At 66.6% G+C, this 15,008-nt stretch carries 15 protein-coding genes; 10 read left to right on the forward strand and 5 right to left on the reverse strand.

The window, feature by feature from the left end; genetic code table 11:
• Positions 1-21: 21 nt before the first annotated feature.
• Together AB4061_RS15900 and AB4061_RS15905 are read left to right on the forward strand one after the other, a co-directional pair.
• Positions 22-459 (forward strand): helix-turn-helix domain-containing protein, encoded by a 438-nt coding sequence (locus AB4061_RS15900; RefSeq protein ID WP_441635355.1) that lies wholly within the window; start codon positions 22-24, stop codon positions 457-459.
• Between the two features lie 88 nt (positions 460-547).
• Positions 548-1,615 (forward strand): GNAT family N-acetyltransferase, encoded by a 1,068-nt coding sequence (locus tag AB4061_RS15905; protein WP_441635357.1) that lies wholly within the window; start codon positions 548-550, stop codon positions 1,613-1,615.
• A gap of 111 nt (positions 1,616-1,726) precedes the next feature.
• Here AB4061_RS15905 and pdxR read toward each other — a convergent pair whose 3' ends face one another.
• Positions 1,727-3,172: a MocR-like pyridoxine biosynthesis transcription factor PdxR gene (pdxR, locus tag AB4061_RS15910; protein WP_441635359.1), complete on the reverse strand. Its 1,446-nt coding sequence runs from the start codon at positions 3,170-3,172 to the stop codon at positions 1,727-1,729.
• Between the two features lie 82 nt (positions 3,173-3,254).
• Here pdxR and AB4061_RS15915 point away from each other — a divergent pair, with 82 nt between their 5' ends.
• Positions 3,255-4,151, forward strand: coding sequence for a DMT family transporter (locus AB4061_RS15915; protein WP_441635361.1), 897 nt, complete (start codon positions 3,255-3,257; stop codon positions 4,149-4,151).
• A 344-nt stretch (positions 4,152-4,495) separates the two neighbouring features.
• Here the strand turns inward: AB4061_RS15915 and AB4061_RS15920 are convergent, their stop codons facing one another.
• Positions 4,496-4,912 (reverse strand): hypothetical protein, encoded by a 417-nt coding sequence (locus AB4061_RS15920; RefSeq protein WP_441635363.1) that lies wholly within the window; start codon positions 4,910-4,912, stop codon positions 4,496-4,498.
• 519 nt (positions 4,913-5,431) lie between these two features.
• Between AB4061_RS15920 and AB4061_RS15925 the strand changes: the two genes are divergently transcribed.
• The 4 genes from AB4061_RS15925 to AB4061_RS15940 all read left to right on the forward strand — a co-directional run bounded on the left by AB4061_RS15925 (position 5,432) and on the right by AB4061_RS15940 (position 9,074).
• Positions 5,432-7,198, forward strand: a complete 1,767-nt coding sequence (locus tag AB4061_RS15925) for an FAD-dependent oxidoreductase (protein WP_441635365.1) — start codon at positions 5,432-5,434, stop codon at positions 7,196-7,198.
• 171 nt (positions 7,199-7,369) lie between these two features.
• Entirely contained in the window at positions 7,370-7,657 is a 288-nt protein-coding gene (locus AB4061_RS15930) for a hypothetical protein (RefSeq protein ID WP_441635367.1), read from the forward strand.
• 259 nt (positions 7,658-7,916) lie between these two features.
• Entirely contained in the window at positions 7,917-8,603 is a 687-nt protein-coding gene (locus AB4061_RS15935; protein ID WP_441635368.1) for an alpha/beta hydrolase, read from the forward strand.
• Positions 8,604-8,675: 72 nt separating this feature from the next.
• Positions 8,676-9,074: a hypothetical protein gene (locus tag AB4061_RS15940; protein ID WP_441635477.1), complete on the forward strand. Its 399-nt coding sequence runs from the start codon at positions 8,676-8,678 to the stop codon at positions 9,072-9,074.
• Between the two features lie 47 nt (positions 9,075-9,121).
• On the opposite strand, the gene mdtD is transcribed toward AB4061_RS15940, so the two are convergent.
• A complete protein-coding gene (gene mdtD / locus AB4061_RS15945; protein ID WP_441635370.1) occupies positions 9,122-10,516 on the reverse strand; it encodes a multidrug transporter subunit MdtD in 1,395 nt (464 codons plus the stop codon).
• Between the two features lie 196 nt (positions 10,517-10,712).
• On the opposite strand from mdtD, the gene AB4061_RS15950 reads away from it, so the two are divergent.
• Positions 10,713-11,573 carry a LysR family transcriptional regulator gene (locus AB4061_RS15950; protein WP_441635372.1) on the forward strand — a complete coding sequence of 287 codons (861 nt, stop codon included), beginning with the start codon at positions 10,713-10,715 and terminating at the stop codon, positions 11,571-11,573.
• A gap of 30 nt (positions 11,574-11,603) precedes the next feature.
• Here AB4061_RS15950 and AB4061_RS15955 read toward each other — a convergent pair whose 3' ends face one another.
• Positions 11,604-12,101, reverse strand: coding sequence for a copper resistance protein CopQ (locus AB4061_RS15955; protein ID WP_441635374.1), 498 nt, complete (start codon positions 12,099-12,101; stop codon positions 11,604-11,606).
• Between the two features lie 354 nt (positions 12,102-12,455).
• Here AB4061_RS15955 and AB4061_RS15960 point away from each other — a divergent pair, with 354 nt between their 5' ends.
• A complete protein-coding gene (locus tag AB4061_RS15960) occupies positions 12,456-13,175 on the forward strand; it encodes a Crp/Fnr family transcriptional regulator (protein ID WP_441635376.1) in 720 nt (239 codons plus the stop codon).
• Between the two features lie 24 nt (positions 13,176-13,199).
• Here the strand turns inward: AB4061_RS15960 and AB4061_RS15965 are convergent, their stop codons facing one another.
• Positions 13,200-14,339 carry an AGE family epimerase/isomerase gene (locus tag AB4061_RS15965; RefSeq protein WP_441635378.1) on the reverse strand — a complete coding sequence of 380 codons (1,140 nt, stop codon included), beginning with the start codon at positions 14,337-14,339 and terminating at the stop codon, positions 13,200-13,202.
• A gap of 375 nt (positions 14,340-14,714) precedes the next feature.
• On the opposite strand from AB4061_RS15965, the gene AB4061_RS15970 reads away from it, so the two are divergent.
• A complete protein-coding gene (locus AB4061_RS15970; protein ID WP_174423701.1) occupies positions 14,715-14,987 on the forward strand; it encodes a hypothetical protein in 273 nt (90 codons plus the stop codon).
• Positions 14,988-15,008: the final 21 nt, after the last annotated feature.

Here is a 15,008-nt window from a genome sequence, read left to right on the forward strand (position 1 = left end):
AGTCGACTTGAGGTCAAGAGGGTGAAAAGCCTAGACATAGCCGAAGTGGCGCAGCAGTCCGGCGTTCCCGCATCGACGCTGCGGTTCTATGAGGAAAAGGGGCTGGTTGCCTCTACCGGCAGGCGCGGGCTGCGCCGCCTGTTCGATGCCGGCGTGCTGGAACGGCTGGCGCTGATCGCGCTGGGGCGCGCCGCCGGCTTTTCGCTCGACGAAATCGCCCTCATGTTCGCGCCGCAGGGGCAGCCGCGCATCGACCGGCAGATGCTCTCAGCCAAGGCGGATGAGCTGGACAGGACGATCAAGAGGCTGAGCGCCATGCGCGACGGCCTGCGCCACGCCGCCGCCTGCCCCGCGCCCAGCCACATGGAATGCCCCACCTTCCGACGCATCGTGCAGGCCGCTGCGTCCGGCGCCCTTGGCGCGCCGCCGAAGAAGGCACCGCAGTCACCGCGGAAGTAGCGCGCAGTTGGCGCCATCGGGCTGGTCATGCTCACGCTGTGATAGGCTCGCGTGCCGAGCATATCGCCTCAAAGTCGGATTCTCGCCCATGCCCAATTTCTCGTCCGATCTTGCGCCCGTGGAACTCCATTGCCTTGACCCCACGGCCGCAACCCCTGCGCAATGGAAGCAGTTTCACGCGTTTCGACGACTTCGATTAGGTCAAGACTTCCCGGAAGATCCGGTCATGCCGGATCACGAGGCAGAAAATGTCCTGCGCCAGCAGCACCCGATCTTCGATACCCAGCGCTTGCTTGCCCTGCGCAATGGCGAGATGGTTGGCATCCTGACTCTCTCGCATCGTCGCGAAGGGTCGCCCGGGAGCGAGGATGGCCTCGACCACGTAGACGTTGCGGGCGGGGTGCTGCTCGATCAGCGGCGCCAAGGCATCGGCAGGGCTCTTCTCAAGGGGCTGTCGCACTTCATGGACCAGCGATCCAAGGGCATCGCAACAGCCAAGGTTCACTTGCCCGACGGGCACGCGTTCATGGCGCGGATTGGTGCCGATTGCAAGCTGCGCCATGTCGAGAATCGCCTGTTGTTCGACCAGGTGGACTGGGATGAACTAGATCGATGGGTCGAGCCACCCGTCCTACGCTCCCCGAAACTATCCTGGGAAATCCATGCGGGGCGCGTGCCAATGGCTACGCTCGAACCGCTGATGGAACCGTTGACGTCGCTGCTGAACGAACAACCGCTAGGGACCCTTGACATGCCCCCTTTGCGCTATGAGCTTGCGAGCTACCCGGCCTGGTATGCCGAGATGGACCGGCGCGGGGGCGAGCATTTCATGGTGATGTTGCGCGACGCCAGCGAAGTGGTTGCCGTGTGCGATGCCAGCTGGGACCAACGCTTCCCGGACCGTGTTCGCCAGGACCTGACCGCCGTCGCGCGGCCCTGGCGAGGCCACGGCTTGGCCAAGGCGGTCAAGGCTCGCATGCTCAAGCTTGTTCGACAACGCCATCCCGAGGTGCGCATGGTCGCCACCAACAACGCGAATGCAAACGCGGCCATGCTCTCGATTAACCGGCAACTGGGCTTCTCGGTGCACCGGGAGCAGGCAACGTATCAGATTGGAAGGGATGCCTTGAGAGAATACCTGGCAGGCCGCGGGTGATGTACTTGGGTGCGATCCACACAGATGCCATCGCACAGGCCACAGCGGAACCGACGGTGCCGTGGCTCACCGATCCTGTGCAGGCGCACTTGGCCCTGACCGCGCCGGCCCTCACCAAAGCTTGCGCAGCGCCTTCAGCCCCGCCGCGATGCCCGCCTCGTCGATCGCGCCGAAGCCGAACAGCAAGCCCGCGCGATCCTGCGGGCCGAGGTAGTACTCCTGCGTGGTCCAGACCCCGATGCCCTGCTCCCTCGCGCGCTCCGCCAGCGGCTCGGGATCGGCATGGCCAACGCACAGCGCGGCCAGGTGCAAGCCGGCGGCGCAGGGCACTGGATCGAGCCGGCCGCGGAAATCCTCGCGCAGCGTATCCAGCAGCAGCTGGCGGCGCACGCCATAGAGCCGGCGCATCTTGCGCACGTGGCGCGCCAGGTGCCCTTCGGCGATGAAGGCGGCGAGCGTGTCCTGCGCGGTGGCAGCGCAATGCCAGTCGCTGCACTGCTTGGCCAGCGTGAGCGCCTGCCGCGCCCAGCGCGGGGCCACCACGAAGCCCAGCCGCAGCGTGGGAAACAGGCTCTTGGAGAAGGTCCCGACGTAGCACACGGATTCGGTGCGGTCGAGGGTCTGCAGGGCGTCGAGCGGGCGCTCCGCGTGGCGAAACTCGCCATCGTAATCGTCTTCGACGATAACCGCGCCGTGCGCCTGCGCGAACGCAAGCAAGGCCGCGCGCCGCGCCGCCGACATGGCATGGCCGAGGGGGAACTGGTGCGATGGCGTGACATAGATCACCAGCGCATCGGCGGGCAGCCGTTCCACCACCAGTCCTTGCGTGTCCACCGGCACCGGCACGATCCTGGCGCCGGCGGCGGCAAAGGCAGCGCGGGCCGGCGGGTAGCCCGGGTCCTCCATCGCCACCACGGTGCGTCCGGGCGTCACCAGCACGCGGGCCAGCAGGTCGAAGGCCTGCTGCGCGCCCGCCGTGACCACCACGTCGCCAGCCTGGCAGGCGACCGCGCGGGCAAACGAGACGTGGCTGGCAATGGCCTCGCGCAACGCGGGCTGCCCTTGCGGGTCGGCATAGGCCACCGGCGCATGCGTCATCGCCCGCATTGTGCGCGCCGTCAGGCGCCCCCACAGGTCTGCCCGGAATGCCGACAGGCTGGGCACGCCAACGCGAAAATCAAAGCGCGGCACCACCGGCGAAGCTTCCCGAGGCGGCAAGGGCGGCGCGCGCCAGAACGCGGCCAGCCGGCGCTCAGCCTCGGGCGCGACAGGCTGCGGGGCTGGCTCGCGTGCGGGCGCCAGCAGCCCCGCCACATAGGTGCCGCCACGATCGCGCGCGACCACGTAGCCCTCGCTCAGCAGCAGGTCGTAGGCGGCCACCACGGTGTTGCGCGACACCCCCCAGGCCTGGGCCAGCGCGCGCGTGGCAGGCAGGCGCAAGCCAGGGCGCAGGCGCCCGTCAAGGATCGCCCCCTTGAGCTGGCCGTGCAGGCTGCGCAGCAAATGGCGTGAGCCGGATGCCGGCAAGCGGATCGGGAAGGCGAATTCTGGATCCATAAACTTCCTAATTTCTGGCTCTTTTCCAGTACCAGTTTGCCGTCTTATCCTGGCCCTGTCATCCCCCATGAGGTGCCTGGAAATGAAACGCTCCGATCTTTCGATGTTGCTGTCGCTGGCCGCCCTGTGGGGCGCCTCCTACCTGTTTATCCGTCTGGGTGCGGGTGAGTTCGGCGCGGTGCCGCTGGCGGGCGCGCGCGCCGGCGGCGCGGCCCTGCTGCTGCTCCCGCTGCTGGCCTGGCGCGGCGGGCTGGCCGGCCTGCGCCGCCGCGGGTGGGCGATCGCCGTGGTCGGGATCACCAATTCAGCGCTGCCCTTCGTGCTGTTCAGCTTTGCCGCGCTGACGATTCCGGCCGGGCTTTCCGCCATGTTCACCGCGGCCACGCCGCTGTTTACCGCACTCATCGGCTGGCTGTGGTTGCGTGAAAGCCTGGGAGCGCCGCGCGTGGCCGGGCTGGCCCTGGGCTTCGCCGGGGTACTGTGGCTGGTGTGGGACAAGGCCGGGCTGCACCACGGCGCCGCGGGCAAGGCCGCCGGCCTGGCCGCGCTGGCCTGCCTGGCCGCTACCCTGCTCTATGGCTTCTCCGCCAACTTCACCCGCAAATACTTGGCGGACGTACCGCCGCTCACGGTGGCAACGGGCAGCCAGTTCGCATCGGCACTGCTGCTGTGCGCCCCTGCAGCCTGGCTGTGGCCGGCCACGCAGCCAAGCGCGCACGCGTGGCTGGCGCTGGGCGCGCTGACCGCAGCCTGCACCGCGCTGGCTTATGTGATCTTCTTTCGCCTGATCGCCAAGGCGGGACCCGCGCGGGCAATGACCGCGCTATTCCTGATCCCGGCCTTCGGTGTCTTGTGGGGTGCGCTGTTCCTGGGCGAGCGCATCACCCCTTCGATGCTGCTGGGCTGCGCCGTGATCCTGGCCGGCACCGCCCTGACAACGGGCATTGTGCGCGGATGGAGCAAGCGCCTGGCAAGCTAGCGAGGCGCAGGGATGCGGACTGGATTGACGGGGCTTGGAAAAAGCTTCGGCGCGCCACAGTGGGCGCGCCGATTCGCATGCAGCGTGGGGACGCTGCGCTATGCCTTCTTTGCCACGGATACCGTGGATCCCGGGGAACCCTCAGGCCGGAAGTGCCTGAGCCACTACGGTGGCCATGGAGCCGCTGGCAACGCAAACCAGCGCCCAGCCTGCCAATATCCGGAAACTCTGCCAACGGTTCATGATGTGCTCCTGGTATCCGCGCGTCGTTACGGTGACGCCGCGGGGTGATACATGCAATCCGGCACCTCGGTCATCGAGACCTGAGAGGTACCGGTTTTCACTCAGGCCCTTGCGCCATCGGTGTACACGTCCCGTGCGCCGCTGCGGGCACCGTCGAAGTACGGGTTGCGCTTGTCGTTGCGGGCGCCGTCGGTGTACGGGTCGAACTTGCGGCTGGGTTCAGACGACACGCCGCTGCGATCCAGGCCCGCGACGGTGCGGAAACCATCCGTGTACGGGTCGGCCTTGCCAACGCGGGCACCGTCGGTGAACGGATCGAACTTGCCGGCGCGTGCGCCTTCGGTGAAGGGATCGAACTTGCCGCTGCGGGCGCCATCGCTGTAGACGTCGCGGGTGCGGTATTCATAGCCGTACTTGTCGGCGGTAACGGTTGCGGCGGCCTGGGCATGGCCAGCAGCGAATGCTGCGGCGAGGGTGGCGGCGGTGAGCAGGGACTTGGCAAAAAGCTTGGTGTTCATGATGTTCTCCAATCGAAGCATGGGTCCGGGGGTCTGCTTTGGCCGCGGGGACCGGGTTTTAGCTGGTTCGTCGTCTTTTTCGCTTTCTTACCTATCACTAGGTAGAGGAGCGAGGCAAAAAAAATGACTTTCGTCGTTGTTACTTATTTGCTGCATTGGAAACCGGCCGGCTGGGCCTTGTCTGCTTGGCGTTACCTTGTTGCGGCATCCATGGAACACATCTTATCTACCTGCAAGTAGATAGTCAAGGGTTTTTACCAGGTTGTACTTACGATATCCACCAATAGCATAAGCAGCACAAACCACAAAGATGCGCATGGATCACTATTTGTGTGCTATCGCCCTTTGACGCCACGCGTGTACTACGCTTTTGGGGGGCGCGGGCAACGAGGGATTGCCGCATCGCGGCATCGCGAGCAAACTCTCCGGGCCATGCCCGGGCATCCCCGCGCACGCATCAGCAGCACTCGACTCATCCGCACCGGCGCCAGCGCGGTGCCACCGGGAGGCCTTACAGCCATGAGCGCAGACAACGCTATCGGAAGCCTGGAACCCCCTGGCCCGCAAGCCATCGATGCGGCGGGCCTGGCCATCGAGCAGGAGGCGGCCACCGCGGCGTTCTCCCCGATGGAGTCGCGCCGCCACCAGATGTGGCCCCTGCTTACCGCCGCCGAGATCGTGCGGCTCCAGCATTTCGGCACACTGCGGCAGTGGCGCGCCAATGAATACCTGTTTCGCACCGGCGACCCTGCCCACGGCATGGTGGTGGTATTGCGGGGCCGCGTGCGCGTCTTGCAGCGCGACGCGCGAGACCGTGCGTCGGTGGTCGGTGAGCACGGGCCGGGCAGCTTTCTTGCCGAGGTGGGGCAGCTATCGGGCAAGCCCGCGCTAGTCGACGGCCTGGCGCTGGAGGACATCGAGGCCATCTCGATTCCACCCGATCGGCTGCGCGCGCTGATGGTCGCGGAAGCCGAGCTGGGCGAGCGGATCATGCGTGCGCTGATCCTGCGCCGCGTTGGCCTGATCGAGCGCGGCAATGGCCCGACACTGCTAGGCCGCGGCAGCGACGCGCGCCTGCTGCATCTGCAGGCGTTCCTGCGGCGCAACGGCTATCCCCACACCGTGGTCGACGCGGATACCGATCCCGATGCGTGCGCCCTGCTCGATTTCACCGCCGCCGCGCCCGGCGATTTTCCGCTGGTGATCTGCCCCGGCGGCGCGGTGCTGCGATGCCCGGACGCAGGTCAGCTTGCCACCTGCCTGGGCCTGCTGCCCGAATTCGACCCGGACTATATCTACGATGTGATCGTGGTGGGTGCCGGTCCGGCGGGTCTCGCCACCGCGGTGTATGCCGCGTCCGAAGGCCTGTGTGTTGCGGTGTTCGACAGCCTTGCGCCAGGCGGCCAGGCCGGCGCCAGCTCGCGCATCGAGAACTATCTGGGCTTCCCCACGGGTATTTCCGGGCAAGCTTTGGCCGGCCGGGCCTTTGTGCAAGCCCAGAAGTTCGGCGCGCACCTTGCCATCCCCTTGCAGGTAAGCGCGCTGCATTGTGGCGAGCATCCGCAGCGCGTCGAACTGAGCGATGGCCGCAAGATTGCGGCCCGGACCGTGGTCATTGCCAGCGGCGCGGCTTATCGCCACCCCGCCATCGCGGCACTCGATCGCTATGAAGGACGCGGCGTCTACTACTGGGCCTCCCCGGTGGAAGCCCGCCTGTGCAGCGGCGAAGAGGTCGTGCTGGTGGGCGGCGGCAATTCCGCCGGGCAGGCCGCTGTGTTCCTGGCCGCGCACGCCAAGCGCGTGCACATTCTCATCCGGGCATCGGGGCTGGAGGCCAGCATGTCGCGCTACCTGATCGAGCGCATCGCGGCCCAGCCCAATATCGAACTGCATACCGGCACGGAGATCCTCGCCCTGGGCGGGGAAGAACGCCTGGCCACCATCGGCTATCGCTCGCGCGGCAGCGATCGCGTGACCGAAGTGCCGGTCCGGCATCTGTTCCTGTTTACTGGTGCCGATCCCAATACGGGATGGCTCGCCAGCTGCAATGTGCGCGTGGACGCGAAGGGATTCGTGCTGACCGGCACAGACACGGCGCATGAAGGCACCATGCCGGCATCCACGCTGGAGACCAGTGTGCCAGGCATCTTTGCAATCGGGGACGTGCGCTCGGGTTCCACCAAGCGGGTGGCGGCAGCCGTGGGCGAAGGCGCGGCGGTGGTCGCGCAGATCCACGGCTACCTGGAAAAAATGAAACAGCCGGAGCCGGGAACGCTTGCCATGTAAGCATTGCCGGGCGCCTTGCAAAACACCGGACGATCAATTTACTCCTGCCGCTGCATGCCGGCAATCGACTGTGTGGACGGCGCGCGACAGGGCCTGAAATGCGCTTTTATTTACTATATTGGTTGCATGGCAGGAGCTTCAATTCGAAGCCGTCGATAGCGGGAGGTTTCCATGCGTTCGCTTGCAGACATGTTTAGTCCGCCCACCCCGGAGAAAATCGCAGCAAGGGAATTGCAGCAAATGCGGCTTACCTTATTCCAAGCCGAGCGTCGCCTGCTGGAGGCACAGATGCAGGTCGACTACTACCGCGACCTGGTCGCCTTCCTGGAGGAGGTGTCCGCCTCCGGCGTCGAAAGCGTCGTGGACAAGCGGCGCGCCCCCGTCGCCGCGGAGCATGCGCAAGCGCCCCGCTCCGCGCCCGGCCTCATCACGGTGCCTACCGTACCTTCAGCAGCCTGACGGTTTGCCGTCATGCCGTGCCGCGCGGCTTGAAGCCGCCGCGGCCATCCGCTCGCATGACGCTTGGCGCTAGCTGAAGCGTTCCCGATTGCCCAGCCGCCGGCACCGCGCCGGCGCTGTGCGATACTTGCCGCCTCACGCGGCCATCCCCATGYCATGCGCACAGCCACATTGCCCCGCACCGGGCGGTTGTGCCCGGCGCGCTCGCCGTGCCGGCAAGGGGGGGCCCGATCAGGATCCGGGAACAAGGAACATCGAAATGAGCGCACTGCTGCCAGCCATTGAAATCGAAACCGCGCCGTCACCCACATGGTCGGTCATCTGGATGCACGGGCTCGGCGCCGACGGCAGCGATTTCGTGCCCGTGGTCCCGGAGCTGGGCCTGACGTCCGCGCCCGGCGTGCGTTTCGTGTTTCCCAACGCACCGGCGATCCCGGTTACCTGCAACGGCGGCTACGTCATGCCGGCGTGGTACGACATAGAGTCGCTCGATGACACGCGCCGCCATGCGGACGAAGCCGGTATCCGGGTCTCCCGCGATGCCATCCGCGCCCTGATCGCGCGGGAGAACCAGCGCGGCGTGCCCAGCCACCGCGTGGTGCTGGCGGGGTTCTCGCAAGGCGGGGCCGTGGCCTATACCACAGCCCTGACGCATCCCGAAGCACTGGGCGGCATCATCGCCCTTTCCACCTATATCCCCGCGCCGGCAATGCTTGCCGCCGAGTTCAGCGAAGCCAGCCGCGCCACGCCGATCTTTGCCGGACACGGCACCGAGGACGATGTGGTGGCCGTGCAGCTCGGCCTGCTGGCGCGCAACACCGTGGAAAAACTGGGCTGCAAGGTGGAATGGCACACCTACCGCATGTCGCACTCGGTCTGCATGGAAGAGATCAAGGCGATCGGCGCCTGGCTGAATACGCGCTTCGCGGCGGCCGGGAAATCCTGACCCGTAGGGACGCCGCCCCGACATCCGATAGCGTGGTAGGCTCGCGCCCCACCGCACGATTTGCAAGTCATGATGAAAACCTCTCCCCCCGACGCTTCCGCCCCCACGCCAGCGCCCGCGCTCAAGCTCGACTTCGATACCCGCAAGGCCTTGCTGTTTGCGCTTGCCGCCGAGCGCTTGTCGGCATTCTACGAACACCGTCAATGGATGACCGATGCCCAGGGCGCCACCCTGGCGAGCCTGTGGCTGTCGCGCTCCAAGCTGCAGCTGGCGCTGGCCGAGCGGCGCTTGCTGTCGCAACTGAGCGATCAGTTCGCGCGCCAGCTCGCCGGCACGCTCTCACGCGAGGCCGGGCTGTACACCGCCCACGAAATGATGGAAGCGCTGGACCCCAACTACCAATCGGCCTTTGCGCACGACCTGCTCGACGAGTGCGAGCGGCTGCTGCATGAGAACGGCGTGACTGAGTAATGAGCGGGCAAGCCGGTGCGCGACGCATCGCGTCCCGCACCGGCGCATCAGCGGCTGGCCACCCTGGCCGGGCCGCGGCTCTTGTCGAATTGCCCGGCATCGAGCCGGCGAAACACCAGCGCCGATAGCAGTGTGATCATGCCCACGGTAAAGAACGCCAGCCGGTAGGCTGTGCCGGCCACGCCCAGCTGGGCTGTGAACATGCTGACCAGCCCGCCGCCGATGGTGACCCCGAGGCCGATTGCCAGCATCTGCACCATCGAGAACAGGCTGTTGCCGCTGCTCGCGTCTTCCACGCTCAAACCCTTGAGCGTCACGCTGTTCATGGCAGCGAACTGCATGGAGTTGGTGGCCCCGAACAAAGCGAGCTGCGCAATGGCAAGGCCCACGGGCCAGCCCGGCGCAATCGCCGCGAACGAGCCGATCGAGCCACCGACCAATACCGTGTTGACAAGCAGGAAGTTGTCATAGCCAAAGCGCTTGACCAGCGGCACGATCCAGCGCTTGGCGAGCACGCCGGCGAGCGCGGCCGGCAGCAGCATCAGCCCCGAATGCAGCGGCGAATATCCCATCTGCAGCTGCAGCAGCAACKGCATCAGGAACGGCACCGCGCCCGAGCCGATGCGGCACACCAGGTTGCCGGCCAGGCCCACGCTGAAATTGGGCTCGCGGAACAGCGCCAGCCGGAACAGCGGATTTTGACGCCGCCGCGCATGCGGGATGTAAAGCAGCGCGGACAGCAGGCTCAGCGCGAACAGGCTGCCGCTCCATGCCGCGTGGCTTGCCTCGTGCGGGGTGTCCAGCGCCAGCGAGAACGCCACCATGCAAAGCGACAGCAGGCCGCAGCCAACAAAGTCGAACGGTGGCGCACGGCCAACGGTGTGGTCGGGCAGGTAGCGCAAGACCGCCAGCATCCCGATGGCGCCCACGGGCACATTGATCAGGAAGATCCAGTGCCACGCCACCGACTGCACGATCCAGCCGCCCAGCACCGGGCCAAAGATCGGCCCGACCTGCCCCGCCACCGAGACAAAGGCCAGCGCCGCGATGTATTGCTCGCCGCAGACGCTGCGCAGCACCGCCAGCCGGCCGATCGGCAGCAGCATGGAGCCACCCACGCCCTGGATCACGCGGGCAATCACGAGCTGGTCCAGGCTTTGCGCACCCGCGCAGAACAGCGAGCCCAGCACAAAGATCAGGATCGCGGCGAAGTACACGCGACGGGTGCCGAAGCGGTCGGCCAGCCAACCCGAGGCCGGCGTGAGCATGGCCATGGTCAGCGTGTAGGCCACCACCACGGGCTTCATGTCGAGGGGGGTTTCGTTGAGGCTGCGCGCCATCGCGGGCAACGCGGTATTGACAATGGTGGTGTCGAGCGTTTGCATGAAAAAGCCCGCTGCGACGATCCACAACATGGCCTTTTGCGAGGTTTGGCTGGTCATCTGGTACGTCTCGAGGCAAATGCAAATACCGGCAATCAGGGGCAATGACCGGCGYGGCATCTGGAATGGACCATGGAAGAAGCGATCGGGCCAAAAACCAGTGCCAGGAATGCAGCCGATGTTAATACCGGCCATGCCAATCGGGAACCCTGCTAGGTATATTGACTGTCATCGGAAATTCCGATGACAATGCGGCATGCTCAATCCCGTCTGGATCAAGACCTTCGCCACCGTAGCCGCCGCGCACAGCTTTACCGACGCGGGGCGCCAGCTCGGGCTCTCCCAATCCAGCGTCAGCGACCACGTCCGGCGCCTGGAACAGCACGTCGGGCGCCGGCTCTTTGTGCGCGATACCCACACCCTGACCATGACCGCCGACGGCGAGGCGCTGCTGGCCCACGCGCGGCTGATCCTGGATGCCATTGCGCGTGCGGAATCCCAGTTCAATGCGCCGCGCCTGCAGGGCCGCGTGCGCCTGGGCACCTCCGATGACCTCGCGCTGGGCCCCCTGCCCAATGTGCTGGCGGCGTTTCGCAACTCGCATCCGGATGTGGAACTGGAGATCACCATCGGCATGACCGGCAAGCTCTACGAGCTGATGGATGCCGGCGCGCTGGACCTGATGATCGGCAAGCGCCGCGAAGGCGACCGGCGCGGGTCTCCATTGTTCAGGGGCAAGCTGGAGTGGCTAGCCCGGCCCGGCACGGTGGCGGACCTGCGCCAGCCGCTGCCGCTGATCCTGGTGCCCGAGCCCAGTGTCACGCGCGCCATCGTGCTCGATACGCTGGCCAAGGCCGGGATGCGCTGGCAGATCGTCTGCACCAGCAGCAGTCACTCAGGCTGCATCGCCGCCGCGCGCGGCGGGCTGGGCATTACCGTGCGCGCGCAATACCTGTCCAGGCGCGGGCTGTCGCCGCTGGTCAACGGCGACAGCTTGCCGGCGCTGCCGGAGGTGGAGTTCATCTCGCTGCGCGCGGGCCGCCTGAGCCGGCCCGCCGAAACGTTGCTGCAACTGCTGCAAAAGAGCGATCTGCGCGGGTCCTGGCTGGACGAGTAGCCAGCCCCTGCGCATTGGGCCGCGCACGGCTCAGGCATTCGCGCCATCCTGGTACACGTTGAAGCTACGGGCCGGCGGCGCTGAAACGCCGCGGGTATCCATGCCAGCCACTTTCTGCGCGCCATCGACGAACGGGTCGATATTGCGCGCCGGATCGGAGGACACACCAGTGCGATCCAGGCCAGCGATGCGGGCGCCGTCGGTAAACGTATCGAGCTTGCGCGCGCCATCGGTGAACGGGTCGATGCTGCGCGCCGGGTCGGCGGAGGGGCCGGTGCGGTCCAGGCCGGCGATGCGCGCGCCATCGGTAAAGGGATCCACCATGCGGGCGTGGGCACCGTCGGTAAAGGTATCGAACCGCCCGCCCCGTGCGCCATCGGTGAAGGTGTTCACGGGCGCGGTGCGCGCCCCGTCGCTGTAGATATCACGCACGCTGGCGGCTTGGGCGCTGCCCAGGGCAAGCACGGCGCCGGCGATGGCGGCGGCAAACAGCGACTTGGTGAACGACTTGGTGAGGTTCGGGTACATGGCAATCTCCAACTGGGTGAATGTGCCCATTCGTCGCCGCCACCCACAGGAACTTACAGGTTTTTTTTCAGATTGTTTGCGCCGATCCGTCCGCCGCATCCCCGCGCGGCGCCCCGGCCACCTAAACCCTCCCCCCGTCTAAAGTATGAACCCGGGGCTGAATCCAGCCGAAAGCATATCCCCCCAATACCGTGGCGATCTCCAACCTCCGGCCAGTGTCGGCAAGCGCACGCATGACGCTTAATACGTTAACGGGTCAAGCCCGGCTGCGTGGCATACCGAACAGAGAAAACAGAGAAAAAACCAAACGGCTGGCGCAGCCGCCGCGACCTTTCGACTTGGGGAGACAAGGGGATGATCGATACCGAACTGGATCTGGCCGGCAATCACTTGCTGGGCGCCCTGCCGCCGCACGAGCGCCGCGTGCTGCTGCCGCGCCTGGATAGCGTCAACCTGCGCACCGGGCAGCTGTTGAGCGATTCCGGACAGCGCATCCGGCATCTCTATTTCCCGAACACGGCGGTGATCTCGATGATGTCGCTGCAGGAAAGCGGCGCCACCGTGGAGCTGGCCTCCGTGGGCCGCGAGGGTCTGGTGGGGCTGCCCGCGCTGACCGGCGCCGAGACCATGCCCAACCGGATCGAAGTACGCAGGAGCGGCACCGGCTTTCGCGTTGGCGCGAGCGACCTGCGCGCGATCTACCCCGAGCTGCCCACGCTGCAGCGCATGGCCCTGCTCTATATGCAGGCGCTGCTCACGCAGGTGTCGCAGACGGCCGTCTGCATCCGCCACCACTCGCTGACCACGCAGTTGTGCCGCTGGCTGCTGCTGGCGCTGGACCGCTCGCCCTGCAATGAGCTCGACGTGACCCAGCAAACCATTGCGGACATGCTTGGCGTGCGCCGCGAAGGCGTGACCGAGGCGGTGGGCAAGCTGGCGGAGCTGCAGATGATCCGCCACAGCCGCGGCCATATCACCGTGATCGACCGGGCCGGGCTGGAGGGCTTTTCCGGCGAGTCTTACCGCATCGTGCGCAACGAGTTCGACCGTTTGCTCAGCCGCGCGGCCGGCTGATGCGGCGGTGGATCCGCCAGGCCGTCAATCCTGCGGCAGTGCCTGGTACGCGGTGGCAAGGTGATATGGCGTGGTTGAAGGCATCTCCGCCCGCTCCACCTTGCCGGCAGGCGACAGGCACTCATGCCAGCCGCCCGCGTGCAGGAATCGCGCCGGGTAGGCGTTCAGCCAGGCCTGCAGGTGCGCCAGCGCCACGCTGTCGCCGCGCACCGCCAGCGCCCGCGCGAATTCGGTCTGCGCCCAGATGCGCTGGATCGGGTCACGCGGCGAGCCGTCCAGGTGCAATGCTGCCGCCACGCCCATGGTGCTGATGTCGACGCCGTGCTGCAGGGCGAAGCCGAAGGCGCGTGCCAGCGCTTGCGCGAGCCCGGAGCCCTCGAACAACGCGGGCGCGCTGGCAAGCAGCGAGAACCACTCGAACTGATGGCCGGGCTCGACCCGGTTGCCAGCGCGATCGGTGCACATCGGCAACTCGGCAATGCAACCGGTCGCCGGGTCGACAAAGGTGGCCAGCACGGCGGCGGCAATGCCCGCCAGCCGGTCCGCATAGCGACGCTCCCCGGTGACCTCGAACGCCGCCAGGTAGGCCTCGGTCAGGTGCATGATCGGGTTTTGCTGGGGCGGCCCGCCTAGCGGGCGAAGGTCTTGCGCTAGCGCGGCATGGTACAGGCCATCCGCGGTGGCGAAACGCTCCTCGATCAACCGTGTGGTGCCATCCAGCAAGGCACGCGCCTGCGTGCTGCCCGAGCGCTTGAAATACGCCGCGCAGGCAAAGACGACGAAGGCGTGGGTGTACAAGTCCTTGGTGGTATCTAGCGGCCGTCCCTGCGCGTCGATGCTGTAGATGAAGCCACCCTGCCCGCCATCGGCAAAGCGGCCCCCGAGCGATGCGAACAGGCGCGCCGCATGGGCGGCCCCATCAGTGCCATCGCACTGCGAAAACACATAGAGCTGGCGCGCGCAGGCCATGGCGCGGTAACGCGCCACCGGCAAAGGCTGCTGGCCGGTGCCGGACAGCGCCTCATAGGGCAGCTGCAACGTGGCGTTCCAGCCCGGCCCGGTCCAGAGCGGCAGGACGGCGCCATCGTAGTGCGCGCGCAATGCGGCGAAGGAAGCGGCCTTGGGATCAGCACCGGCGGTGGCAAGGGGTGGCGTAACGTTCATGCGGAAAGGGAAATCGGTAGGAGGCGCGTATCTGCCACCCGTGGAATATACCTCAGCCCGCCAGCCAGTCTTCCCGAGCGGCGGTGGCAGCGCAGGGTACCGCCCTCGTCCCATTAGCGCTTTGACGCCGACGGCAAGCTTGATCCCGCCAATAAATCGCCTAACCTTACGGCGTGGCCCCTTGAATCGATCGCCGCAGTAAGCGGCTTTTGCGCCGTATTCCGCGCCTGCCGCGGCGTCCTGGCCACATTCCTGGTTTGTGCAGGTGACATGGACGGAAGGCTCCCCCCGCCTCCCGTCCAGCCGGTTCACCAAGCACTTTCGGCCCGTCCGGAGCCCGCCGGAGGTCGCGCCCATGCTCCATGGGAGAGCAACATGGAAAAGCCGGTTGTAAGTCCCTTGCGTTTTGTCGAACTACTCAACGCCAGGCTGCCCGCCCATCCCCTGTATCAGGAAGGGATGCGCGTGTACGCCATTCCCAATCATTCGGAACACCCTCACAGCCTGGTCTGCGTCGGCCCGCGAGGCGTCAAGGGCGTCTGCGCGACGGTGGAGCTGATCGTGCGCGGCGAGTGCGAGATCTTCCCCGACATACCGGGCGACTGGCACGGCTCCCACCACGGAACCGTTCGCGCGTCGCATCGCTAGGGCTGCTCCACCCTCACCCGT

It is taken from the genome of Cupriavidus sp. YAF13 (assembly GCF_052113425.1).
In the GTDB taxonomy this organism is placed as follows: domain Bacteria; phylum Pseudomonadota; class Gammaproteobacteria; order Burkholderiales; family Burkholderiaceae; genus Cupriavidus.

Excerpts from the sequence above, each read along its gene's own strand:
- AB4061_RS15905 (WP_441635357.1), top strand. The coding sequence starts at position 548 with ATGCCCAATTTCTCGTCCGATCTTGCGCCCGTGGAACTCCATTGCCTT.
- pdxR (WP_441635359.1), bottom strand. The coding sequence starts at position 3,172 with ATGGATCCAGAATTCGCCTTCCCGATCCGCTTGCCGGCATCCGGCTCA.
- AB4061_RS15915 (WP_441635361.1), top strand. The coding sequence starts at position 3,255 with ATGAAACGCTCCGATCTTTCGATGTTGCTGTCGCTGGCCGCCCTGTGG.
- AB4061_RS15920 (WP_441635363.1), bottom strand. The coding sequence starts at position 4,912 with ATGAACACCAAGCTTTTTGCCAAGTCCCTGCTCACCGCCGCCACCCTC.
- AB4061_RS15925 (WP_441635365.1), top strand. The coding sequence starts at position 5,432 with ATGAGCGCAGACAACGCTATCGGAAGCCTGGAACCCCCTGGCCCGCAA.
- AB4061_RS15930 (WP_441635367.1), top strand. The coding sequence starts at position 7,370 with ATGCGTTCGCTTGCAGACATGTTTAGTCCGCCCACCCCGGAGAAAATC.
- AB4061_RS15935 (WP_441635368.1), top strand. The coding sequence starts at position 7,917 with ATGAGCGCACTGCTGCCAGCCATTGAAATCGAAACCGCGCCGTCACCC.
- AB4061_RS15940 (WP_441635477.1), top strand. The coding sequence starts at position 8,676 with ATGAAAACCTCTCCCCCCGACGCTTCCGCCCCCACGCCAGCGCCCGCG.
- AB4061_RS15950 (WP_441635372.1), top strand. The coding sequence starts at position 10,713 with ATGCTCAATCCCGTCTGGATCAAGACCTTCGCCACCGTAGCCGCCGCG.
- AB4061_RS15955 (WP_441635374.1), bottom strand. The coding sequence starts at position 12,101 with ATGTACCCGAACCTCACCAAGTCGTTCACCAAGTCGCTGTTTGCCGCC.
- AB4061_RS15960 (WP_441635376.1), top strand. The coding sequence starts at position 12,456 with ATGATCGATACCGAACTGGATCTGGCCGGCAATCACTTGCTGGGCGCC.
- AB4061_RS15965 (WP_441635378.1), bottom strand. The coding sequence starts at position 14,339 with ATGAACGTTACGCCACCCCTTGCCACCGCCGGTGCTGATCCCAAGGCC.
- AB4061_RS15970 (WP_174423701.1), top strand. The coding sequence starts at position 14,715 with ATGGAAAAGCCGGTTGTAAGTCCCTTGCGTTTTGTCGAACTACTCAAC.